The 23257-nt window shown below is 57.5% G+C and carries 22 protein-coding genes; 4 read left to right on the plus strand and 18 right to left on the minus strand.

All coding sequences use genetic code 11. The features are described from left to right. Positions 1-9: 9 nt before the first annotated feature. The 15 genes from rnhB to rpsB all read right to left on the minus strand — a co-directional run bounded on the left by rnhB (position 10) and on the right by rpsB (position 14644). Positions 10-615, minus strand: a complete 606-nt coding sequence (gene rnhB / locus ACOZ42_RS08970; RefSeq protein WP_131070602.1) for a ribonuclease HII — start codon at positions 613-615, stop codon at positions 10-12. Then, positions 612-1793, minus strand: a complete 1182-nt coding sequence (gene lpxB / locus ACOZ42_RS08975) for a lipid-A-disaccharide synthase (protein WP_426345845.1) — start codon at positions 1791-1793, stop codon at positions 612-614. Before lpxB ends, rnhB begins: the two co-directional genes overlap by 4 nt. A 77-nt stretch (positions 1794-1870) precedes the next feature. After that, the gene (lpxA, locus tag ACOZ42_RS08980; RefSeq protein WP_131070604.1) at positions 1871-2659 is read right to left on the minus strand and encodes an acyl-ACP--UDP-N-acetylglucosamine O-acyltransferase; all 789 of its coding nucleotides are present in this window, start codon (positions 2657-2659) and stop codon (positions 1871-1873) included. A gap of 3 nt (positions 2660-2662) precedes the next feature. Further along, entirely contained in the window at positions 2663-3118 is a 456-nt protein-coding gene (gene fabZ, locus ACOZ42_RS08985) for a 3-hydroxyacyl-ACP dehydratase FabZ (RefSeq protein WP_003799758.1), read from the minus strand. Between the two features lie 12 nt (positions 3119-3130). Then, positions 3131-4261: a UDP-3-O-(3-hydroxymyristoyl)glucosamine N-acyltransferase gene (gene lpxD, locus ACOZ42_RS08990; protein ID WP_426345051.1), complete on the minus strand. Its 1131-nt coding sequence runs from the start codon at positions 4259-4261 to the stop codon at positions 3131-3133. Between the two features lie 6 nt (positions 4262-4267). After that, entirely contained in the window at positions 4268-4822 is a 555-nt protein-coding gene (locus tag ACOZ42_RS08995; protein ID WP_003799754.1) for an OmpH family outer membrane protein, read from the minus strand. Positions 4823-4883: 61 nt separating this feature from the next. Next, positions 4884-7226, minus strand: a complete 2343-nt coding sequence (bamA, locus tag ACOZ42_RS09000) for an outer membrane protein assembly factor BamA (RefSeq protein ID WP_003799752.1) — start codon at positions 7224-7226, stop codon at positions 4884-4886. Between the two features lie 52 nt (positions 7227-7278). Further along, positions 7279-8601, minus strand: a complete 1323-nt coding sequence (rseP, locus tag ACOZ42_RS09005) for an RIP metalloprotease RseP (RefSeq protein WP_003799750.1) — start codon at positions 8599-8601, stop codon at positions 7279-7281. Positions 8602-8612: 11 nt separating this feature from the next. Continuing rightward, on the minus strand, positions 8613-9815 hold the full coding sequence (locus ACOZ42_RS09010; RefSeq protein ID WP_003799748.1) for a 1-deoxy-D-xylulose-5-phosphate reductoisomerase: 1203 nt from the start codon (positions 9813-9815) through the stop codon (positions 8613-8615). 40 nt (positions 9816-9855) lie between these two features. After that, the gene (locus ACOZ42_RS09015) at positions 9856-10710 is read right to left on the minus strand and encodes a phosphatidate cytidylyltransferase (protein ID WP_003799747.1); all 855 of its coding nucleotides are present in this window, start codon (positions 10708-10710) and stop codon (positions 9856-9858) included. 13 nt (positions 10711-10723) lie between these two features. Next, positions 10724-11488 carry a polyprenyl diphosphate synthase gene (gene uppS, locus ACOZ42_RS09020; RefSeq protein ID WP_039943063.1) on the minus strand — a complete coding sequence of 255 codons (765 nt, stop codon included), beginning with the start codon at positions 11486-11488 and terminating at the stop codon, positions 10724-10726. A gap of 25 nt (positions 11489-11513) precedes the next feature. After that, on the minus strand, positions 11514-12074 hold the full coding sequence (gene frr / locus ACOZ42_RS09025) for a ribosome recycling factor (RefSeq protein WP_003799742.1): 561 nt from the start codon (positions 12072-12074) through the stop codon (positions 11514-11516). A 19-nt stretch (positions 12075-12093) separates the two neighbouring features. Next, positions 12094-12810, minus strand: a complete 717-nt coding sequence (gene pyrH / locus ACOZ42_RS09030) for a UMP kinase (protein WP_003799741.1) — start codon at positions 12808-12810, stop codon at positions 12094-12096. Between the two features lie 93 nt (positions 12811-12903). After that, positions 12904-13782, minus strand: coding sequence for a translation elongation factor Ts (gene tsf / locus ACOZ42_RS09035; protein ID WP_039943062.1), 879 nt, complete (start codon positions 13780-13782; stop codon positions 12904-12906). 112 nt (positions 13783-13894) lie between these two features. Next, the gene (rpsB, locus tag ACOZ42_RS09040) at positions 13895-14644 is read right to left on the minus strand and encodes a 30S ribosomal protein S2 (RefSeq protein WP_003799736.1); all 750 of its coding nucleotides are present in this window, start codon (positions 14642-14644) and stop codon (positions 13895-13897) included. A 785-nt stretch (positions 14645-15429) separates the two neighbouring features. Here rpsB and map point away from each other — a divergent pair. From map to ACOZ42_RS09060, 4 genes are read left to right on the plus strand one after another with little or no spacing between them, the layout of a single operon-like run. Continuing rightward, on the plus strand, positions 15430-16233 hold the full coding sequence (map, locus tag ACOZ42_RS09045; protein WP_059317597.1) for a type I methionyl aminopeptidase: 804 nt from the start codon (positions 15430-15432) through the stop codon (positions 16231-16233). 3 nt (positions 16234-16236) lie between these two features. Continuing rightward, the gene (locus tag ACOZ42_RS09050) at positions 16237-18801 is read left to right on the plus strand and encodes a [protein-PII] uridylyltransferase (RefSeq protein WP_426345052.1); all 2565 of its coding nucleotides are present in this window, start codon (positions 16237-16239) and stop codon (positions 18799-18801) included. Between the two features lie 14 nt (positions 18802-18815). Then, entirely contained in the window at positions 18816-19529 is a 714-nt protein-coding gene (locus ACOZ42_RS09055) for a MarC family protein (protein WP_003799729.1), read from the plus strand. A 4-nt stretch (positions 19530-19533) separates the two neighbouring features. After that, positions 19534-20034, plus strand: a complete 501-nt coding sequence (locus ACOZ42_RS09060) for a disulfide bond formation protein B (RefSeq protein WP_426345053.1) — start codon at positions 19534-19536, stop codon at positions 20032-20034. Positions 20035-20430: 396 nt separating this feature from the next. On the opposite strand, the gene purF is transcribed toward ACOZ42_RS09060, so the two are convergent. From purF to ACOZ42_RS09075, 3 genes are read right to left on the minus strand one after another with little or no spacing between them, the layout of a single operon-like run. Then, positions 20431-21915 carry an amidophosphoribosyltransferase gene (gene purF / locus ACOZ42_RS09065; protein WP_059317595.1) on the minus strand — a complete coding sequence of 495 codons (1485 nt, stop codon included), beginning with the start codon at positions 21913-21915 and terminating at the stop codon, positions 20431-20433. Between the two features lie 23 nt (positions 21916-21938). Beyond that, the gene (locus tag ACOZ42_RS09070) at positions 21939-22427 is read right to left on the minus strand and encodes a CvpA family protein (protein WP_003799724.1); all 489 of its coding nucleotides are present in this window, start codon (positions 22425-22427) and stop codon (positions 21939-21941) included. Beyond that, entirely contained in the window at positions 22424-23254 is an 831-nt protein-coding gene (locus tag ACOZ42_RS09075) for an SPOR domain-containing protein (RefSeq protein ID WP_426345054.1), read from the minus strand. The genes ACOZ42_RS09070 and ACOZ42_RS09075 overlap by 4 nt, the downstream gene beginning before the upstream one ends. Positions 23255-23257: the final 3 nt, after the last annotated feature.

A 23257-nucleotide genomic window follows, 5' to 3' on the forward strand; every position in this document is an offset into this window, starting at 1 on the left:
TTCTTCAACTTACCTAACTAGAGATGCGCGTACCGGCGCGAAACTTCGACGATGCTCGGGACACGGCCCGTGCTGGGACAAACGTTGCAGATGAAAGGCCGTCCCATAGCCTTTGTGCTGGTCAAAACCGTATTCGGGATAGTCTCGGTGCAATTCCAGACAGACTGCATCCCGCGCTGTTTTCGCCAAAATTGATGCAGCCGCAATGGCAGCATGGCTGGCGTCACCTTTGATGATGGCTTCTGCCGGGCAACACAGGCCAGTGGGAATGCGATTGCCGTCCACCAAGGCCTGTTCGGGTTTGACACTCAGGCCATTGCAGGCTCGCTGCATCGCCAACATGGCCGCGTGCAAGATATTGATGTCGTCAATTTCCGCCACACTAGCGCTGGCAATTTCCCAGGCCAACGCCCTTTCCTTGATCAACACCGCCAAGGCTTCACGCCGTTTGGCGGTCAGCTTCTTGGAATCATTCAGGCCTTCAATGGGATTGCTCGGGTCCAGAATCACGGCAGCGGCAAAGACGGGACCTGCCAGAGGGCCACGCCCTGCCTCATCCAGCCCCGCCACCAAACCCGCCGAGGCATTACTGACTAATAAATCCAGCTGCTTCATGCACGCGCCATATTCACAATGACCTCGGCCGCCAACGCGGGCGTATCCCGACGCAAGGTCAAATGCATTTCGGTAAAGACTTGCTCGATATGTGCCACATAGCTCTGATCGCTCAAGGCTTTCCAGCACTCTTGCGCCAGCTTCCTGGGCTCGGCGTCTTCTTGCAGCAGTTCAGGTACGACAAAATCCCGAGCCAGCACATTAGGCAAACCCACCCAAGGCACATAAGGCCGGTCCTGACCAGACTTCCACCGTATGATGCGCTCCATCATGGGGCTGAGCACATATGAAATAACCATAGGCCGCTTGTACAAGGCGGTTTCCAGACTGGCAGTACCACTGGCCACCAGCACAGCGTCACTGGCTTCCATCACCGTCCAGGCGGGTGGGCGAACCACGCCTTCCGAATCAGGCTGACGAATACCGGCTGTATTGGCATCAATAATGTGCAAGTTACGGACGGGGTGTTGGGCCAGTGCTTCCTCAAATTCCTGACGGCGCTTAGGATTGACCATGGGCACCAGAATCATCAAATCCGGCTCCTGGTCCTGCAAGATCTGCACCGCCTGCAAAAAACGGGGTGACAGCATCTTGACCTCGGAAGACCGGCTGCCAGGCAAGACGCCCAATATACGCCCTGTCTCGGGCAAGCCCAGCCGCCGACGCGCGTCGGCCTTGTCCGGCTGCAAGGGAATATTCGCCGCCAAGGGGTGACCCACATAGGTCACGGGAATGCCTTCCTTCTCGTAGATCTCGGTCTCGAAAGGAAACAGCACCAACATGTGAGACACGGCTTCGCGGATTTTATGGATGCGCTCATAGCGCCAGGCCCAGATGGAGGGCCCCACAAAATGCACCGTTGGAACCCCGGCCTGACGCAGACGATGTTCCAGACGCAAGTTGAAGTCGGGGGCATCGATGCCTACAAACACATCAGGGCGTTGCCGCAACCACTGATTGCGCATGCCCAGGTAGGTAGAAACCAGCCCGGGAATGCGTTTCAGCGCCTCGACATAACCGAATACCGTCAAGGCATCCATGGGATAAAACTGATGAAATTGCTGCGTCGCCATTTCGGGTCCGCCTATGCCCTCTACCCACAAGTCGGGATGGCCTTGGCGCAAGCCTTGAATGATGCGAGCCGCCAGCAAATCGCCAGAGGGCTCACCCGCCACCATCCCAATGCGCAAATCCTGCTTGACCCCTGTCTGCCCCGACCCGCCTGAACGTGCCGCTACTGGGCTGGAGGCGCTGCTCATGGTCGGCAAATACCCCGACTGGAATCGTTCAGAAAATCGATCATGACCTGAACCGCTGCCCGGCAGTCGGGCTGCGCCTGCTGCAAGGCCTGCATCTGCTCAACGGCCTGCTCGACGGTCAATTTACGACGGTACAGCAGCTTGTAGCTTTCCTTGACGGCCGAAATCGCTTCGGCAGAAAAGTGACGACGACCCAGGCCTTCGCTATTGACACCGACTGGACGGAATGGATCACCTGCACCGATCACGTAAGGAGGAATGTCCTGACGGACCGAGCTGGTGCCACCAATCATGCTGTGCGCACCGATGCGACCGAACTGATGCACGGCGGTCAAGCCGCCCAGAATGGCCCAGTCGCCAATATGCACATGGCCGCCCAACTGAACACTATTGGCAATAATCGTATGACTGCCGATCTGGCAATCGTGCGCAATATGGGTGTAGGCCATGATCCAGTTGTCGTTGCCGACACGGGTCACTCCCACGTCCTGCACCGTGCCGGTGTTAATGGTGACGTATTCACGAACCATATTGCCATCGCCGATTTCCAGACGAGTGGGTTCCCCGGCGTACTTCTTGTCCTGCGGCATGCCCCCGATGGAGCAGAAACGGTAGAAATGGTTGTTGCGACCGATCGTGGTCACGCCATCTATCACGCAGTGCGGGCCTACTTTGGTGCCCGCCCCTATCGTGACATTGGGCCCAATGATGCTGTAGGGCCCGACCTCGACATCATCGGCAAGCTGAGCGCCCGCTTCGATAATGGCCGTTTCATGAATACGCATAAACTATTCTTCCAATTGTCGGATAGCACACATGATTTTGGCTTCGGCGACCACTTGGCCGTCCACCAATGCGCGACCCGTGTACTTGCACAACGCGCGGCTGATGCGGTCAGCCGTCACTTCCAGGCGCAGTTGATCGCCCGGCATCACGGGTTTGCGAAAACGCGCACCATCCACGCCGACCAGATAGTAAGCCAGCTTGTTGTCCACTTTCGCGTACGGATCTTCAGGATCAGTAAACGAGAACAAGGCGGCGGCCTGGGCCATGGCTTCAATGATCAAGACCCCAGGCATAACCGGCATGTGCGGAAAGTGGCCAGTAAAAAAGGGTTCATTCATCGACACGTTCTTGATGGCGACGATGCTCTTGCCAGGCACCAGTTCCAAAACGCGATCCACCAGCAACATCGGGTAACGATGAGGAAGGCGATCCATAATTTGTCGAATGTCGAGTTCCATGTCCTGTCCTGCTTAATTTTTATTGATATGTTCAGATGATTCATTTGTTCCATCCGCCTGCTGCCGTTCCAAGGAACGCAGGCGACGGCGCAAACCGCTCAATTGCCCCAGCACGGCAGCATTTTTCTGCCAGTCCTGATGCCCCGCAAAGGGATAAACTCCGGTGTAACGTCCGGGCTTGCTGATGCTGGAAGTAACGGCGGTACCGCCCGAGATGTGCACATCATCACCCAAGACCAGATGCCCGGACAGCATGGCCGCCCCGGCAATCGTGCACCGCGCCCCGATCCGGGTTGAGCCGGCCACCCCCACACAGGCCGCCATGGCCGTATGTTCACCTACCTGCACGTTGTGCCCGATCATGATCTGATTGTCCAGCTTGACCCCATTGGCCAGCACCGTATCGTCCAACGCTCCTCGGTCCACCGTGGTGTTGGCTCCGATTTCAACATCGTCACCAATCCGCACGTGACCGATCTGCGCAATCTTGGCCCAGGCGCCCTGACCCTTGACGGGGTCCGGAGCAAAACCAAAGCCGTCTGCACCAAGCACCACACCCGAGTGCAAAATGGCGCGATCACCAATATGCACCTCGTGATACAGGGTCACGCGCGCATGCAGCAAACAGTCCTGCCCCAAGGTAGAGCCTGCGCCGATCACGCAATGCGCACCCAAGCGGGTGCCCCGTCCGATCTTGACGCCTGCCTCCACCACACAAAATGGACCGATCGACACACCATCGGCCAATGCAGCACTGGGATCAATCACAGCGCTGGGGTGAATACCCGTGGGCAACTGAGCCATCCGCACTTGATCAAAACGCTGTGCGAGCAGCGCATACATCAAATACGGCTGAGAGCACAGAACCGGGATAAAGGAGGGCTCAACGTCCAGACCTTCGTAGACTTGCGGCGTCAAAATCACCACCGCGGCGGCAGTCTGCTGCAGCAGATCCTGCATCTTGGGATTGGATAGAAAGCTGATTTCTTCCGGGCCCGCAGAAAGCAAAGAGCCTAGGCCCCGAATCCGGGGCATAGGCTCTTTCACGCCTTCTGGCAGCTTGCAATCCAGTCCGGTCTTGTTGATGGCGTCTATAAGTTCAGACAGCTGTACAGCCTGATCAACGTTCAGCAATACCGGCATAGTGCATCAACCGCCCAATGCTTTCAGAACTTCCTCGGTGATGTCCACACGTGGGCTAACCGTTACGGCGTCCTGAATGATCAGGTCGTAGCCCTGGGAGTCAGCAATACGTTTGATGGCGGCATCAGCCTGCTCAACAATGGCCGAGAATTCTTCGTTGCGGCGACGATTGAAGTCTTCCTGGAACTCACGGCGTTTGCGCTGCAGGTCGGAATCCAGATCAGCCAGCTGGCGCTGACGCTTGACGCGATCAGACTCGGACAGCACAGGAGCGTCCTTGTCGAATTTCTGAGCTTGCGAACGCAGGTTGTTGGCCATGCGCTCCAGCTCTTCGTCACGGCGCTTGAATTCTGCCTCGATCTTGGTCTGGGCCGCTTTGGCTGGCTTGGAGTCGCGCAAAATGCGCTCTGTGCTGACAAAACCGATTTTTGTCTGTGCCTGAACAACAGGTGCAGCGGTCATGGCGCCAACACCCAGCGCGGCAGCCAGAACGAGCGCTTTATTGCCACGCGACAAGCTGCGGGCGATGTTTGTAAGTTTTAATGCGATGTTTGACTTCATGAAAAATCTACCTTGCAAATTAGGCTGCAGAATAGTGCAATTGTGCCACTAAACACGAACATCAGAAAGCGGTACCAATCTGGAACTGGAAGGCTTGTTTATCGTCGCCTTCCTTGGCGCGCAAGGCGCGACCGTAGGACAGCTGCAAAGGACCCAGCGGGGATTCCCACGACAAGCCCAGACCGGCGGCGTACTTCCAGCCGCAGGGATCTTCAGATCGACGATCAGGGCGACCCATTGCACAACCACCGCTCGTGTTGTCGACCTTGCCAGCATCGGCAAAAACGAACCAACGCAAGGTGCGGTCACGTGATGCGCCTGGGAACGGCAGGTACAGCTGAGCATTGGCCACCATACGGCGCGAACCACCCAGATAGTCACCGGTCAGGGTGTCTCGTGGGCCCAGGGACGCACCCTCGTAACCACGTACCGAACCGATACCACCGGCGTAAACGTTCTTGATAACCGGGAAAGTCTTGCTGCCAATGCTGCGACCATAGTCAATCGCTCCATTCAAGGCCAGCGTGTATGCGCGACCCAATGGAATGTAGTGCTGATGGCTGGCGCGCAGCATGTAGTAGCGCAAATCCAGCGTACCCATATCGGCCGACAAGCTGGTCAGGCTTCCCTTCTTGGGAGCAATCGCGCTGTCACGGGTATCTTTGGACCAACCCAGATTGAAAATGAAGGTGTTGGTACGCTCACCATACTCCTGCACATAATCCTGGTAGGCAAGCGGAGTGTACTGAGGGCTCAGACGCGATAGTTTGTTCTGCTCGAAATTGACGCCCATGAAAATACGGTCGTATTCCGAGATGGGCACACCAAAGTTCAAACCGGCACCGATGGCGGTGTTCTGGTAGTCGCCCCAGCCGTCATTGGACTGGTAGGGCGTAGTACGCCGATAGTAAATCGAGGTAGTTTTGCTGATGCCGTCTGTTGTCCAATACGGATTGGTATGGCTGATTACCGCTGTGCGGTTCACCTTGCTGGTATTGACCTGCAAGGACAAGCTATTGCCACTACCGAAAATATTGTCCTGGCTGATCCCGGCCGAGAGCATCAGCTTATCGGTGGAGCCATACCCGACACCCAGGTTGACCAGACCCGTGGGTTTTTCCTTGACGTCCACCTGGACGTCCACCTGATCCGGCGAACCGGGCACAGGCTTGGTATTAACATCCACTTCATTGAAGTAGCCCAGACGATCCACGCGATCACGGGAGAACTTGATGGCGTCCGAATCGTACCAGGCAGCCTCCTGCTGACGCATCTCACGGCGCACGACCTCGTCACGCGTGCGGACGTTGCCGCCCACCTCGATACGGCGCACATACACGCGACGGCCCGGATCAACATAGAAGGTCAGGTCAGCCGTATGATTTTCGCGATCCAGGACCGGATTGGGGTTGGCGTTGGCGAACGCATAGCCCAGGCCACCCAGGTATTCGGTAATGGCTTTCACCGTACCGCTGGTTTTCTCCGAGGAGAACACCTCCCCCTCTTTTTGCTGAACCAGTGGTTGAATCTGATCATCCAGACCCAGCAAGTCACCGGCCAGCTTCACGCTGCTCAGCGTGTACGGCTTGCCTTCATGAATCGTCAGGGTGATGTAAATGTCTTTGCGATCGGGCGAAATCGACACCTGAGGCGGCTCGGCGGAATACTCCAGAAAGCCTCGATTCAGGTAGTAGGAACGGATGCGTTCCATGTCACCTTCCAGCTTCTCGCGGGAATACTTGTCGGTGCCCGTGTACCAGGTCATCATGCCCGAGGTGGTCAGCTCCATCTGGTCGAGCAAATCGCTTTGCGAGAACGCCTCGGTACCGACAATGCGAATTTCCTTGATCTTGGCCAGACCGCCTTCAAAGATGTCAAAGCTGACGCCGACACGGTTACGCGGCAACGGCGTGATGATAGGGGTAATTTCCACCCCGTACTTGCCCTTGGACAAGTACTGCTGTTTCAGCTCAAACTCGGCCCGTTCCAGCATGGAACGGTCAAAAACCCGCCCCTCTCCAAAGCCTACCTGAGCCAGGGAGTTGGTAATATTCTTGGCATCGAACTCGCGCATGCCGTTAAAAGATATGGAGGCGATGGTTGGGCGCTCTTTGACATTGACGATCAGCACATTGGTGCCCGTGTCAATTTGCACATCACTAAAAAAGCCTGTGGCGTACAGACGCTGAATGGCATCTGCGGCCTGCTCTTCCGAGAAGGACTCACCAACCTTGACAGGCAAAGACGCGAACACGGCGCCGGGATCGACCCGCTGGATACCGTTGACTTGAATATCGCGCACGACAAACGGTGCAAATGCATTCGCCAAGGCGGGAGCAAGCAAACTTGCCACCAATACGGGCAGAACACGCAACGCAAAAGTAGGTTTCCGGCTAAACGACATCCTGGACAATCCTTGGTCGGTCAAATGGTTGGAAATTGTATGCCACCCGCTCTCAACTGAAAAGGCGGGTGATGTCATTAAAAAAAGCAATACTCATCAGTACGGCCAACAAGGCCAAACCCAGGCGCTGACCCAGCAGCATCATGCGCTCCGAAGCGGGCTTGCCGCGTACGGCTTCGATGGCATAGTACAGTAGATGCCCGCCATCCAGCATAGGTACGGGCAATAAATTCAGTAAACCAATGCTAATACTGATCAGCGCCAGGAAATTCAGGTAGGCGATCAAGCCTATTCTGGCGGTCTGACCCGCATAATCGGCAATAGTAACCGGCCCGCTGACATTCCGTACAGAGACTTCCCCGGTAATCATGCGCCCAATCATCTTCAAAGAGAACCAGAATGTCTGAGCCGTACGGGTAAATCCGCGCTCCACGCTCTCGATAGGGCCATAACGTACCAGTGTCATGGGCATGTCTGCCGCCACCTGCGCACCAATGCGTCCCAGCCCTTGCGAATCGCTCGCGGGCGTGACCAGCAAACGCTCAAGCTCACCCGCACGCAGTACATCCAGCTCCAGGGTCTGGCCGGCCGATTGTTGCACTTTTTGGACAAACGGGGTGATGCCGGGCTCGGCCAGATCACCCAGGCGGACGATGACATCCCCTTCTTTCAACCCGCCCTGCTCGGCCGCACTTTCCTTGAACACTTCCTGCACAATCGAACGAGCCGGACGCAGAACCAGGCCTGCCTGGGCCATCAGGTCCTGTCCATCCGGCAAAATCTCGCCGGCCGGCAAAGTCAGGTAACGATTTTGTTCCCGCCCCAGTTGGTCTTTCACCCCCACTTCCAGCTCGCCGCCGGAAGACAAGGCATCCATGAATGCCCAACGCGCCTGCAACCAGGAATCAACAGGCTTGCCATCGACCGACACCAAACGGTCTCCCGCCTGAAAGCCGGCCTGTGCAGCAGGCGTCCCTGCAGGCACGGGGCCGATTTGCGCAATGGGCTCTTGCGTGCCCAACAAACCGACCACGGCGTAGATCACCACGGCCAGGATCAGGTTCGCCAGGGGACCGGCCAGCACAATGGCGGCCCGCTGACGCAAGGGTTTGTGATTGAAGGATTCGTTGATCTGCGCCTGCGTCGCGTGAGCAGGTGGATCGTTCTGCATGGCCACATAGCCACCTAAGGGCAGCGCCGATACGGCCCATTCAGTGCCGTTCCTGTCGAAACGACGGTACAACACCTTGCCAAAACCAATGGAAAAGCGCTCGACACGGACTCCACAACGACGAGCCACCCAGTAATGACCCAGCTCGTGAAAGGTCACCAGCACGCCCAGGGCCACCAGGAAAGCCAGAACGGTGAAGAGCATGTTAATTCCTGTTAAATACGCGCTGAAAATCGACAATAGTCCAGCGCCAGTGACCGTGTCTCGCTATCCAGTGCCAGAACCCCATCCAGGGCATCCAAAGCCTGACTGGCCCGGCCATTGAGCTTGTCCAGACAGTGCTCGATCACCGCCGGAATTTGAGTATAGCCAATCTGTCTTTCCAGGAAACGGTCCACGGCAATTTCATTGGCCGCATTCAGGGTCACACAGGCGGCTTGACTGTCGCGCAAGGCCTCATACGCCAGCTTCAAGCAGGGAAAACGTTGAAAATCGGGCTGTTCAAAGTCCAGGCGTCCCATCGTGGCCAGATCGAGCAGACCCACGCCACTGTACAAGCGCTCCGGAAAGCCCAGACCATAGGCAATCGCCGTACGCATATCAGGCTGCCCCAACTGCGCCATGACGGACCCGTCTATATACTCGACCATGGAGTGAATCACGCTTTGCGGATGCACCACCACATCAATCTGGTCAACGGGCACAGAAAACAGCCAATGCGCCTCGATGACCTCCAGACCCTTGTTGAGCATGGTGGCCGAATCCACCGAAATCTTGCGACCCATGCTCCAGTTGGGATGAGCACATGCCTGCTCCGGTGTAACCGTCTCCAGCTCAGAGAGTGCGCGCGAGCGAAAGGGCCCACCCGAAGCCGTCACCAACAAACGACGCAAGCCGGCAACCGGCTGGCCAGGCTCGGCAGGCAGTTCGCCCGCCAGACATTGGTAAATGGCACTGTGCTCGGAGTCGATGGGCATCAACTGTGCCCCGCCCTCTTGCACAGCTTGCATGAAAATACGTCCTGCGGCGACCAAGGCCTCTTTATTAGCCAGCAATACCCGCTTACCGGCACGCGCGGCGGCCAAGGCCGAAGGCAAACCAGCCGCGCCAATAATGGCCGCCATGACGGTAGTTACCTGGGGGTCGGCAGCCGTGTCGGCCAGCGCCTGTGCGCCTACCCGGATTTCCGGCAAAGCACCACCCTGCCATGCATCCAGAAAACGGCTGCGAGCCGCCTCGTCCGGCACCAGAACAACGCGAGCCGCACTGTCCTGAGCCTGTTGGGCGAGCAGCTCCATGCGACTATGGCCACTCAAGGCATATACCGCCATCCGATCAGGATGACGAGCAATCACATCAAGTGTGCTGACACCAATAGAGCCAGTGGCCCCTAACACACATACTTGCTGGAAACTCATGAGTTCTTCCTTGACGCATACTCGTCCAAGTCACACCGGACTAAAAGAGCCACGCCCCACTTAACAACAAGGCCACAGGAGCAACCGGCAACAAGGCATCGATACGATCGTATACGCCACCATGGCCAGGCAACAATTGGCTGGAATCCTTGACTGCAGCACGGCGCTTGAGCAAAGACTCGAACAAGTCACCCACGATGGAAAGGGCGGCCAGGGCAACACCCAATACCGCCGTGGCCACCCAGCCCCAGCGCTGCATCACATCAGCACCAAAACTCCCGGGCCAATTGGCGCTGATCAGCATCCAGGCGGAAGCGGCAACCATACCACCCACTGCCCCGGCCCAGGTCTTGCCGGGACTGACACGCGGAGCCAGCTTGGCTTTGCCAAAGGCACGGCCCGCAAAGTAAGCGGCGATGTCCGCCACCCAGATCAGGACCAATAGGGAGAGCACATAGACCATGCCCTGCGTATGCAGAAACAAATACAGACTGGCCCAGGCGACCAGGGGCGCCAGTACGCCCATCACACTGAGCAAAACACCTTGAGCACGTTGTGTGGCCTGACCTTGCAGCACCAGCCCAGTGGCACCCACCACCCACAAGGCCGCCATTATTGGTACAAGCCCCCGGTACACCAGGTCAGCAGCCTGCCCCTGCGGACCGGTTTCATACCAGTACACACTGAGCCACAGCATCAGGGCACCATTGAGCAAGGCCAGCGGCCAGGCCCAGCGCTGCTGCGCCTGAGACAGGCTCAAACGCTCCCACTCCCAGCAGGCCAAGGTGCTCATCAGCACAAAAATCGCCAGCAAAGGCCAGCGTACGGGAGCGAGCATGGCCGCGCCCAGAATGACCAGCAGGACCAGGGCGGTAATGACTCGTTGTTTCAACATAGACTAGGCTCCGTCAAGGCGCGAGGGTACCCTGCACCTGGGCACTGGTGCGCCCAAAGCGCCGCTCGCGCCCACGATACCACTCAAAGGCCTGTTCAAGCTGCGCCCGGTCAAAATCCGGCCAGTACACGTCTGTGAAATACAGCTCGGTATAGGCCATCTGCCAGATCAGAAAATTCGAAATACGGCGCTCGCCCCCCGTGCGGATAAACAGATCTGGCTCAGGAGCGTAGGACATCGCCAGGTAGGGACTGAACAGGGCCTCATCCAGTTGTTCGGGATGATCGACCAGCTGGGGATTGGCAGCCAATGCTTTTTGCGTCGCCTGCAAAATATCCCAACGACCGCCGTAGTTGGCGGCAATCGTCAAATGTAAGGTGTCGTTATCGCGAGTCTGCTCTTGAGCGTCGGCAATCAGGCCGCGCAACTCTTCACTAAACGCAGACAATTCGCCAATAACATGAAGTCGGACGCCGTTTTTTTTCAGTGTTGCCACTTCTTTTTGCAGCATCTTGACAAACAGGCCCATCAACAGGGACACCTCTTCCGCAGGGCGTCGCCAGTTTTCGGAACTGAACGCAAACAGGGTCAGATAGCGCACGCCAAGCTCGCCACAGGCTTCAACAACACGCCGGACAGTTTGCACACCCCGCAAGTGCCCTGCCGTGCGAGGCAACAGACGACGGGTCGCCCATCGTCCATTGCCGTCCATGACAATCGCCAGGTGGCCAGGAACCTGACCGTGTTCCGGAATCGTTTGGGTAGAACTGAATGAAATCACCTAGCCACCTGTGCAAAAGCCGTTAGACCGTCATGATCTCGGCTTCTTTCTGGGCGATCAACTTGTCGACCTCGGCAACATACTTGTCGGTCAGCTTCTGGACCTCGTCCTGGGCACGACGTTCCTCGTCCTCGGAGATTTCCTTGTCCTTGACTTGCTTTTTGAGCGTGTCATTGGCATCACGGCGCAGATTACGGATGGCGACCTTGGCATCTTCACCTTCGCTACGCACCACTTTGGCCAGATCGCGACGACGCTCTTCGGTCAAGGCAGGCATGGGAACACGAATGCTCTCGCCCATGGAAATCGGGTTCAATCCCAGGTCGCTGTCGCGAATGGCTTTTTCAATCGGGCCGGCCATATGCTTTTCCCACACTTGCACATTCAGCGTGCGGGCATCCACCACCGTGATATTGCCCACCTGGCTGACGGGAACCATAGAGCCGTAGTACTCCACTTGCACGTGATCCAGCAAGCCCGCAGTGGCGCGGCCTGTGCGGATCTTGGCCAGGCCCGTCTTGAGAGACTCGATGGACTTGCCCATACGATTGTCGGTCGATGCTTTGATCTCGGAAAGACTCATGGACTAAATTCCTATAACTTTAAACGTGAACCAGGGTGCCCTCGTCCTCGCCAGAGACCGCGCGAGTCAACGCACCGGGCTTGTTGATCGAAAACACTTTAATGGGCAGTTTTTGGTCGCGACACAGCGCAAAGGCCGTGGCGTCCATCACTTCCAGACGACGCACGATCGCTTCGTCAAAGCTGATACGCGAATAACGAGTCGCGCCTGGATCTTTATTGGGATCGGCACTGTAGATGCCATCGACTTTGGTGGCTTTCAGTACGATTTCCGCTCCCACTTCGGCGCCGCGCAGAGCCGCTGCCGTGTCCGTGGTGAAGAACGGGTTGCCCGTACCAGCCGCAAAAATAACAACTTTGTTTTCTTCCAGATAACGCAGCGCCTTGGGACGAATGTAAGGCTCTACGACCTGTTCAATATTCAGGGCGGATTGCACCCGGGCATCCAGGCCACGGTGCTTTAAGGCATCTTGCAAGGCCAGGGCATTCATGACGGTGGCCATCATGCCCATGTAATCGGCTGTCGCACGATCCATGCCCTGGGCACCCGGAGCGATGCCGCGAAAGATATTGCCCCCGCCAATCACGATAGCCAGTTGTACCCCCAACTGGGCAACCTGGGCGATCTCCTCCGTCATACGAATGATTGTGCTGCGATTAATACCGAACGAGTCCTCGCCCATCAGCGCTTCGCCGGAGAGCTTCAACAGAACACGTTTGTAATGAGGGGTAGTCATGGGTGGGATTCCAAGTGACGAAGACAGAAGAGAGTGTAAAGCAGCAGGGCAGGCACCGCCACTACGGTGCCTGCCCTGAAAAAACAAGCTGGATTAGGCTTGGCCGGCAGCGGCTGCTACCTCAGCGGCAAAATCCTCAACACGCTTCTCAATGCCTTCACCCACTACGTACAGGGTAAAGCCAGCGATCGATGCTTTTTTCTCGTCCAGCATTTGCTGCACGCTTTGCTTGTCGTTCTTGACGAAAGGCTGGCTCAGCAGCGTCACTTCCTTCAGGAACTTGGCTACAGCGCCATCGACCATCTTGGTAACGATATCAGCAGGCTTGCCGGATTCAGCTGCTTTCTGAGCTGCCACAGAGCGCTCAGCTTCGATTTCGGCAGCGTCAACACCCGACGCGTCCATGGCTTTGGGGCGAGTTGCCGCGATGTGCATGGCCAGATCCTTGCCCACTTCTTCGTCGCCACCGGCGAAATCCACCAGCACGCCGATCTTGCCACCGTGAACGTAGCTGGCCAGCTGACCAGCTGTTTCGTAGCGTTGGAAGCGACGGATCGAGATGTTCTCACCGATTTTGCCCACCAGAGCGGCGCGCACGGTTTCAACGTTGCTGTCAGCCAGTGGCAATTCAGCCAGAGCGGCCAGATCAGCAGGATTATTCTTGGCAACCAACTGAGCGATATCGTTGATAAAGCCGATGAAATCATCGTTCTTGGCGACAAAGTCCGTTTCGCAGTTCACTTCAACCACGGAACCGGTCTTGCCATCTTCAGCGATGTAGACCGACACCAGGCCTTCAGCGGTAACGCGGGTAGCTGCCTTGCTTGCCTTGCTGCCCAGCTTCACGCGCAGGATTTCTTCAGCACGAGCCATATCGCCGTCGGCTTCAGTCAGTGCTTTTTTGCATTCCATCATGGGCGCGTCGGTTTTCTCGCGCAATTCTTTAACCATCGATGCGGTGATTTGAGCCACGGTTTTCTCCAATTCTGTAGAACGTGCCCCGGCCAAGCCGGGGCGATACGAAAGGTCACTGTAACTGCCTGCCATGACAACTTATGGCGTCTGACAGGCAGCCGTGAGCCTGTTACTCCTGAGAGTCAGCCTGAACTTCAACGAACTCTTCGTCAGCGGCAATTTCTTCAACCAGACCGTTCAGGTTCTGCTCGCGGCCAGCCAGCACGGCGTCAGCCATGCCACGGGCGTACAGAGCGATTGCCTTGGCCGAGTCATCGTTACCAGGAATCACGTAATCCAGACCTTCTGGGGAGTGGTTGGTATCAACCACGGCCACAACGGGGATACCCAGCGTGCGGGCTTCAGCCACGGCAATCTTGTGGTAGCCGACGTCGATCACGAACAGGGCGTCAGGCAGGTTGTTCATGTCCTTGATACCGCCGATGGCCTTGTTCAGCTTTTCCAGTTCGCGTTCGAACATCAAGGCTTCTTTCTTGCTCATGGTTTCCAGACGGCCTTCAGCCATCTGACCTTCCATTTCTTTCAGACGCTTGATGGAAGTCTTGACCGTTTTGAAGTTGGTCATCATGCCACCCAACCAGCGGCTGTCAACGTAAGGCATACCGCAACGCTCGGCCTCAGCAGCCACCAGTTCGCGAGCAGCACGCTTGGTGCCTACGAACAGCACGTTGCCGCCACGAGCGGCCAGTTGACGCAAGAATTTGGTTGCTTCTTCGTACTGAACAACCGTTTTTTCCAGGTTGATGATGTGGATGTTGTTACGCTGACCGAAGATGAACGGAGCCATCTTGGGATTCCAGTAACGGGTTTGGTGGCCAAAGTGCACACCGGCTTCCAGCATTTCACGCATCAAAGACATAAAGTTCTCCAAGGGTTTGGTCTTGTAACTGCCCGGTATCCGGTAAGGGCCGCAGCCTAGGCTGCATTCCAGACACCCCGAGACGGGCAATCACGCGATTTACAACTTAAAACATAAAAACGCAGCCCAACATGGGCATACGCCTGCACTACAACGGATTTGCACCTTGTAACGGACCACACGTCCGCCACCCAGGCCCAAATCTGTAACTTTTCTGGCCACCGCCTGCATACAGCACCGGGTTTGCAGGTGTATCCTAGAGGATTGCCTAGCCAGCACCGCCCGAACAAGAACCGGGCGTTGCCCAGGTTGCTCTTGCAAGGCCTGGCAACGCTGGCTGACCATATATTCGTTGTGAATCATGCCTGTGCTACACAACACGCTTCTTTTTAAAACAGCAGCACGTTTATCTCAGTTCCGGCTAGTCCGGGCAGACTGGATAAAGCCTGAGTTTGATCCAAGCACTTGTCCGGCCGTATTTTCCTGGTCCTGCCAGCGTCTACAAGCCAGCAAGCCTGAAGGATCAACCTGTGGCCCGCTTTGCCTGGCGGCTGTCGCTTGGCACCCGTTGCCGGGTAAGCTGTTGTTTGCAAGCCCTGTTGTTGCACGCCGTTGTTTGAAACCCGTTGTTCGGGCTCCCTTCCGGCTCTTCTTTAAGCCACTTATTCGGATTGACCAAACCGTCCGAATGAGCCAAAGCGGGGCTAAACCGACCCAGCGCACAACTGCAAAATTCACAAAAGCCTATAATTCTACTATTTTTCAATAGACCTGTTCAAGTTGCTATGAGTATTCTCGTCACAGACCCCACTGATCTCGAAAAAATGCGCGCCGCTTGCCAGACGGCGGCATCCATCCTTGACTACCTGACCCCCTTTGTCAAAGCAGGTGTCACCACGGGCGAACTGGACCGTCTGTGCATGGAGCGGATCAATGAGCTGGGAGTCAAATCCGCCACAGTTGGCTACGCGCCTCCCGGTTACCCGCCTTTTCCCGGTTCTATCTGCACCTCCGTCAACCACGTGATCTGCCACGGCATTCCTGGCGATAAAGTGTTGAAAAATGGCGACATTCTCAATATGGACGTCACCATCATCCAGGACGGCTGGTTTGGCGATACCAGCCGCATGTACTACGTGGGCGAACCCAGCATCCTGGCCCGCCGCCTGACCGAGACCACCTACGAATGCATGTGGCTGGGCATTGACCAGGTCAAGCCGGGCGCCACGCTGGGCGATATTGGTCACGCCATTCAACAGCACGCCGAAAAGCAGGGCTTTTCCGTCGTACGCGAATACTGCGGACACGGCGTGGGCCAGAAATTCCACCAGGACCCGCAAGTGCTGCATTACGGCAAGCCCGGCACCGGTGTAAAACTGGAACCGGGCATGATTTTCACCATTGAGCCCATGATCAACGCCGGTCGTCGTGAACTGCGCACCCTGGCCGACCAATGGACGGTGGTGACCCGCGACCACAGCCTGTCAGCCCAATGGGAGCACGCAGTCCTGGTGACCGACACCGGTTACGAAGTGCTGACAGTCTCGCCCGGCATGCCGGCCCCTCCAGCCATCATCAACAAGGCCTGAACCATGTCTTTCCTGGCCCAGCTTCGCGACAGAATTGCTGGCCGCCGGGCTCGGGCCTACGAGCGCTTCAGACAGGATCTGCATTGCGACCGCTTGCTCAAGAGCCTGTGCAGGATTTGCGATCAGGGCCTGCGTGAGTTGCTGGAGCATTATCCCCTGCCCCGCCAGGCCAGCCTCGCGGCTCTGGGCGGGTATGGGCGCGGCGAACTGTACCCGCATTCGGACGTAGACCTGCTGATCCTCCTGCAGCGCGAACCTAATGCGCAGGATATTGATCGCATTCAGGCTCTGGTTGCCGCTCTGTGGGACATCGGGCTGGCACCCAGCCACAATGTGGCCACGCCCGCTCAATGTCTGGAACAGGCCAGCCAGGACATCACAACGGAAACCGCCTTGCTGGAGAGTCGCTGGCTGGCGGGTTCATCACTCCTGCTGCGCCACGCCCAACGGCAGCTACAAAGCCAGATGGACCCGCAGGCCTTCTTCTTGGCCAAGCAGGCCGAGCAGCAGCAACGTCATGCCCATCTGCAGGACACCCCCTATTCGCTGGAGCCCAATTGCAAAGAGTCTCCAGGTGCCCTGCGCGATTTGCAGGTACTGCTGTGGATGGCCCGGGCCGCCGGCTTGGGACGCACTTGGGCGGCTGTGGCCCAGTCAGAATTACTGACCGAATCCGAACTGAACGCCCTGCAACGCGTCGAGCAAGCCTTCAAGCGCCTGCGCATTGAGCTTCATCTGTTAACGGGCCGCGCCGAAGACAGGCTGCTGTTTGATCTTCAGCCGCGTCTGGCAGAAATCTACGGTTTCCAGCCCACCGCCACCCGCCGCGCCAGTGAATTGCTGATGCAGCGCTACTACTGGGCCGCCAAAATTGTCAGCCAGCTCAATCTGATCCTGATGCGCAGCATTGAGGAACATTTATTTCCACAAACCGATCAGGACCCGATCATTCTGGACAGCCAGTTCCAGATTCATCACGGCCAGCTTGAGCTGCGCCAGCCCGACGGCTTCGAGCAGGACCCGTCGCTGATCTTTGTGGCCATGCTGCATTTGCAGCAGCAGCCCAATCTGCGCGGCCTGAAGGCCGACACCTTGCGGGCCCTGTGGCATGCACGGCGGCTGATCGACGCCAAGTTTCGGGCCGAGCCCAAAAATCGACGCCTGTTTCTGGAGATCCTGCAACAGAACAAGGGGATTGTGCATACCCTGCGGCTGATGAATCTACTGAATCTGCTTCCCCGCTACCTGCCGGTTTTCCGGCGCGTGGTCGGACAAATGCAGCATGACCTCTTTCACGCCTACACCGTGGACGAGCACACGCTGAAGGTCATACGCAATCTGCGCCGCTTCACCATGGCCGAGCACAGCGAAGAGTTGTCCATGGCCAATCAGTTGATGAGCGGCTTTGACCGTCATTGGCTGCTCTACATTGCCGCCCTGTTCCATGACATCGCCAAAGGCCGTGGTGGCAATCACTCCGAACTGGGCGCACAGGACGCACTGGCGTTTTGCCTGGATCACAATCTGATACCCATGGACGCGGAACTGGTGGTGTTTCTGGTGCGGGAACATCTGACCATGTCTCAGGTCGCCCAGAAACGCGATCTGAGCGACCCGAATGTCATCTTCCAGTTCCTGCAGACCGTGGGAACGGAACGACGCCTGACCGCGCTGTACCTGCTGACCGTCGCCGACATCCGCGCCACCAGTCCGACCGTCTGGAACTCCTGGAAAGGCAAACTGCTGGAGGACCTGTACAACCTGACGCTGGCAGCGCTGGGGAGACAGGCTAAGGACGGGGTTTCCGTCCTGGATCAGCGCAAGCGCGATGCCGCAGGGGAAATCCGTCTGGCGGGCTTGCTGGACGAGGCTCGCGAGGAATTCTGGCAGTGGCTGGACAAACCCTATTTCCTGCGCCACGACGCCAGCGAAATCGCCTGGCATACCATTCAGCTCTACCACCAGTCGCACAGCCAGACGCCCATTGTGCGCATACGGCCGGCCGGACAAACCGACGCCCTGCAAGTGCTGGTCTATACCAAGGATGCCAGCGGCCTGTTTCTGCGCATCTGCCGCTACTTTGACAGCCAGTCCGTCAGCATTCAGGATGCCCGTATCTACACCACCCGGCATGGGTGGGCGCTGGACAGCTTTGTTGTCATGCTGCCCGCCTACGACCATGCGCTGCGACGCGACCCGTTGCTGATCGAAACCGAGCTCTGTCAGGCACTGGAGCAGGAAGTGCTGCCCTCAGAGCCCGCTCATGACCCCTACCGCGACATTCGTTCTCGCCGGGCCCGTGTGTTTCCTATCCAGCCTACCGTGGACCTGCGTCAGGACGAGCAGGGACAAGACTGGATTTTGACGCTTAGCGCCACGGACCGGCGCGGTTTGTTGTACAGTCTCGCCCAGGTATTCGAGCGCCACGACGTACGTCTGCGCTCGGCCAAGGTCATGACCTTGGGTGATCGCGTCGAAGACGTCTTTATCCTCAGTGGCGCCGCCCTCGAACACAACCGTCATCAATTGCGCCTGGAGCGCGATGTCCGTTTAGCCCTTTCTCAATAAGCCCGCCCCCTTTAATGGAACTCTCCTCCGTATTCGCCGATGTCAGCCGCAGCTTCCTGTTTGCATTGGCCACGCTCTTGCCCATGCTCAACCCGCCTGCGGCCGCTCCTATTTTTCTGACGCTGACCGAAGGCGCCAGCGTGCCCGATCGTGCCCGCCTGGCCAAAAAAGTGGCCGTCAACATCTTCATCATGCTGGCCATTGCAATGGTCGCTGGCAATATCGTGCTGAACTTTTTTGGCATTTCCCTGCCTATCATTCGCATTGGCGGGGGCCTGCTGGTGATCGGCACCGCCTGGCGCCTGATCAATGCCTCGGACTTTGACGCGGCCCATGCCCAGAACATGGCCGAGTCCTATTCCTGGGAGCAGATTCGCTCCAAAGCCTTCTATCCACTGACTTTTCCCATGCTGTGCGGCCCTGGCTCGCTATCGGCGGCGCTCACGGTCGGCGCGACCTTGCACGACAACTCGGTCACCGGCACCATGAGCAAGCTCGCGGGGGCCTTACCGGCGATTGCCGCAGCCAGCGTCATCGTGTTTCTGGCCCTGCGCTTTGCCTCCCAGTTTTTATACAAACTGGGTAAAAATGGCACGGCTGTCGTGATGCGTCTATCCGCCTTCATCCTGTTGTGCCTGGGCGTGCAGATTACCTGGGCCGGTTTCCATGAACTTTTCCTGGGTTTGCTGCACGAAGCATCCACCTTCCATTCTTTAAATGCATCTTGATACCATGGCCGCCTCTTTCCGCCAGTCCGCTGCACCCTTTTATCTGATTGCCCTGCTCGCCTTCGCAGGTGTGGGTATCGCCCTGCTATCGCAGCACGTCTTTAGCATCCCGCCTTGCGCCTGGTGCGTACTGCAACGTCTGATTTTCATTGTGCTGGGTCTATGTAGCCTGGTGGCCGGCGTCCTGCGTCAGCTCGGCCATTCGGGCAGCGCCACCTTGTTCAGCCTGCTAGGGTTGGCGACGAGCGTGGGCGGTGTGCTGGCGGCCTGGTATCAGGTTTCGGTCGCACAGCATTTATTCAGCTGCGACCAGACCTTTGCGGACCGTTTCATCACCCAGTCCGGCCTGGAAAGCAGCCTGCCCTGGCTGTTTGGCATTTACGCCTCCTGCATGGATGCCCGTCAAGACCTGCTGGGCATTGAATATGCCTACTGGGGCCTGGGACTGTTTGTGCTATTGGGGCTGGGCTTGCTGCTGACCCTGCTCACGCGACGCCGTGCTTGATACAGCCAGCCCTCCTGAAAAGCCCTGCAGTCTTGCAGGGCTTTTTTCAAAGCGCATTGCCCTTGACACAAGCACAGCAAAGCACAGCCCAGTTCAGCTCTACGCACCACGGCTACGGTGTCAATCGGCACATCGGGTGGATAACCGTAGCACTCCTATGAACGCGCAAAGTGCTGCGCTCGATTCCATACCCCTGTCAGAGCCTAGCAATCCCCAAAAGCGAAAATAGGCCTATTAGGGGCCCGTGACGCCAAGCACATAACACCAAGCCAAAGAAGCAGGCGCACTACTGGCGAACAAGAAAAATTTACATCACCCTACACGCAAGGCATCCGGAACAGGGAATAGAAAAAGCCCGCTTTAGAGCGGGCTTTTCTCCAACGAGCGGGCATCCGCTTAATCGGTCACATCCGGAACATCACGGCCACTTTTACGACCTTCCGCCAACAGATTCAAATATGCCTCATCCACATCGCCAGTTACGTAGTCGCCACTAAAGCAGGAAGACTCAAATCCAGCAAAGCGGGGATTCAGATCACGCAGTGATTGCTCCAGGTCGTGCAGGTCCTGATAGACCAGTCCGTCCACCCCAATTTCCTTGGCAACCTGGTCCACATCGCGACCAGTGGCGATCAGCTCAGAAACCGTAGGCATATCAATGCCGTAAACGTTCGGGAAGCGAACCGGTGGCGCGGCCGACGCAAAAAACACCTTGTTTGCGCCCGCGGCACGGGCCATATCCACGATCTGACGGCTGGTTGTGCCACGCACGATGGAGTCATCCACCAACAGCACATTCTTGCCACGGAACTCCATGGGAATGGCGCTCAGTTTCTGACGCACCGACTTCTTGCGCACTTCCTGACCGGGCATGATGAAGGTACGGCCCACGTAACGGTTTTTGATAAACCCTTCGCGGTAGTTCAGGTTCAAGTGAGCCGCCAACTGCATGGCCGATGGACGGGCCGAGTCAGGGATAGGCATGACGACATCAATATCGGCCAGACGCAGGTTCTTGGCGACATTCTCGGCCAGGTACTCACCCATTAACAAGCGGGCGTCATAAACCGATACGCCGTCGACCGTGGAGTCAGGACGAGCAAAATACACGTATTCAAAGACACAGGGATTCAGGCGTGGGTTCTCGGCGCACTGACGGCTGCTGAGATTACCGTCCAGATCCACGATGATGGCCTCGCCGGGCTCCACATCACGGACGAGCTCGAAACCGCAACCCGTCAGGGCTACGGACTCGGAGGCGATCATCCATTCTTCACCCTTCGGGGTCACGTTGCGACCCAGGCACAAGGGACGAATCCCGTTCGGGTCACGAAAGGCAACCAGACCGAAGTTCGCGATTTGCGACACCACCGCATAGGCGCCCCGGGCACGACGATGCACGGCAGCCACGGCCTCAAACACTTCGTCCTGAGAGAGTTCAGGGCCGGTAGCGGCACGCTGCAACTCGTGCGCATACACATTCAGCAGAACCTCGGAGTCCGAGTTGGTGTTGATGTGGCGACGATCAATGGTGAACAGTTCTTCACGCAGCTCACGCCAATTGGTCAGATTGCCGTTATGCACAAAGCTCAGACCAAAGGGGGCGTTCACGTAAAAAGGTTGCGCCTCCTCCACGCTCTGGCTGGAGCCGGCCGTGGGGTAGCGCACATGGCCAATACCACTATTGCCGGGCAAGGAGCGCATGTTGCGAGTACGGAATACGTCCCGCACCAGGCCAAATGCCTTGTGCATGCTGAAGAACTGGTCGTGCCAGGTCGCCAGCCCCGCGGCATCCTGCCCACGGTGCTGCAGCAAGAGCAAACTGTCATAGATCAACTGATTTACAGGGCTGCGCGCAACAACCCCTACAACTCCACACATGATTGGTTCCCGTTAGTGTGTTCTCAATAAGGTAGCCATTCTGCCAAAGACGGCGGCAGCATGGCCTTAATCGACTGCACCGCGCGGATTGCAGGTTCAGCCAGCTTGGCCTGCTCCCACCACGGCTCTTTAGGTAAATCGGTATGCCCGGCCAGGATGACCAATATCAGCACCAGCAGCACGCCACGGGCCACGCCAAACAGGCCGCCCAAACCATGGTCGGCAGGCGTCAGCCCCGTTTGCTCGATCAAGCTGGCCAGCAGCATGTTCAACAGCCCCACCAGCAGCAAGACCATAAAAAAAACGGCTCCGTAAGCCAAAGCCGTACGTAATAAGCCGTTTTCTACCCAGACTTGTATCCAGCCTGATGTGCGTGGCCCCCACCAGATTGCGGCCATGAAAGCCAGCAAATAGGCGCTGAGCGAAAGCACTTCCTTGATCAATCCGCGTATCAGGCCCAGCAGGCCTGACACACCCACAATTCCAAGGACGATATAGTCGAAGCTGCTCACTTAGCCGAGATAAAGCTGTTCTCATAACCGAGCGAACGCAAGCGCGCCTGGGCCGCCTGAGCCGCTTCGCGCGTAGGGAATGGCCCCACGCGCAAACGATAGGTTGGTTTGCCACCGCTTTGCGCTGTCTCCACATAGGCATTGGTCACACCGGCCGATACCAGTTGATCACGGCGCGACTGGGCATCGTTCTGATTGGAGTAAGCGACAATCTGCAAAATGAAGTTGCCTTGTTGCGCGGCCGGTTTAGCGGCAGGCGCAGGCTTGTTGGGTACACGCCCCTCCAGCAGAGCCAAGGCATACGAACCATCATCCGTACGACCGTTTTGAGCCGGGGCGGGAGCTGGCTTGGGTTTTTCAACAGGCTTGGGTTTTTCCACGGGCTTGACGGGCTCTGGAGGGCTAGTCTCAGGCGCTGGCACAGCAGGCGTGCCAGTCTGGGCCGGATCGGTTTGCAAGCCGGGATCGACCACGGCCAGTCCACCATCGCTACTGGTAGCAGGGTCGGCGACCAAGGGTTCGTCGGGCTGCTCAATCACCGGGGTGGGCGTGTTTTCCTGCACCACCAGCTCGCCAGAGCGAGTCTGCGTCGTACCCTGCCCTGCGGGCTGAGTAATCGGGCCCAGCGCCAGCGACTGTTCCGGCTCGGGCGGAGTTTTGTCAGCAGTCAGCATGGGCACCAGCACCACCACGGCCAGCACCAGCGCCAGCGCACCGATCAGACGGCGACGAGCCCGTCCACGCAGTTCCGATAATTGTGAATCGCTGGAAGCACTGGAGCGGCGACCCGACGATGAGGAAGTATCGTTACGTGAAAATAAACCCATGAG

Origin of the sequence: Alcaligenes sp. HNGD-HTN06, from assembly GCF_049932565.1 — a bacterium.
In the GTDB taxonomy this organism is placed as follows: domain Bacteria; phylum Pseudomonadota; class Gammaproteobacteria; order Burkholderiales; family Burkholderiaceae_B; genus Alcaligenes; species Alcaligenes ammonioxydans.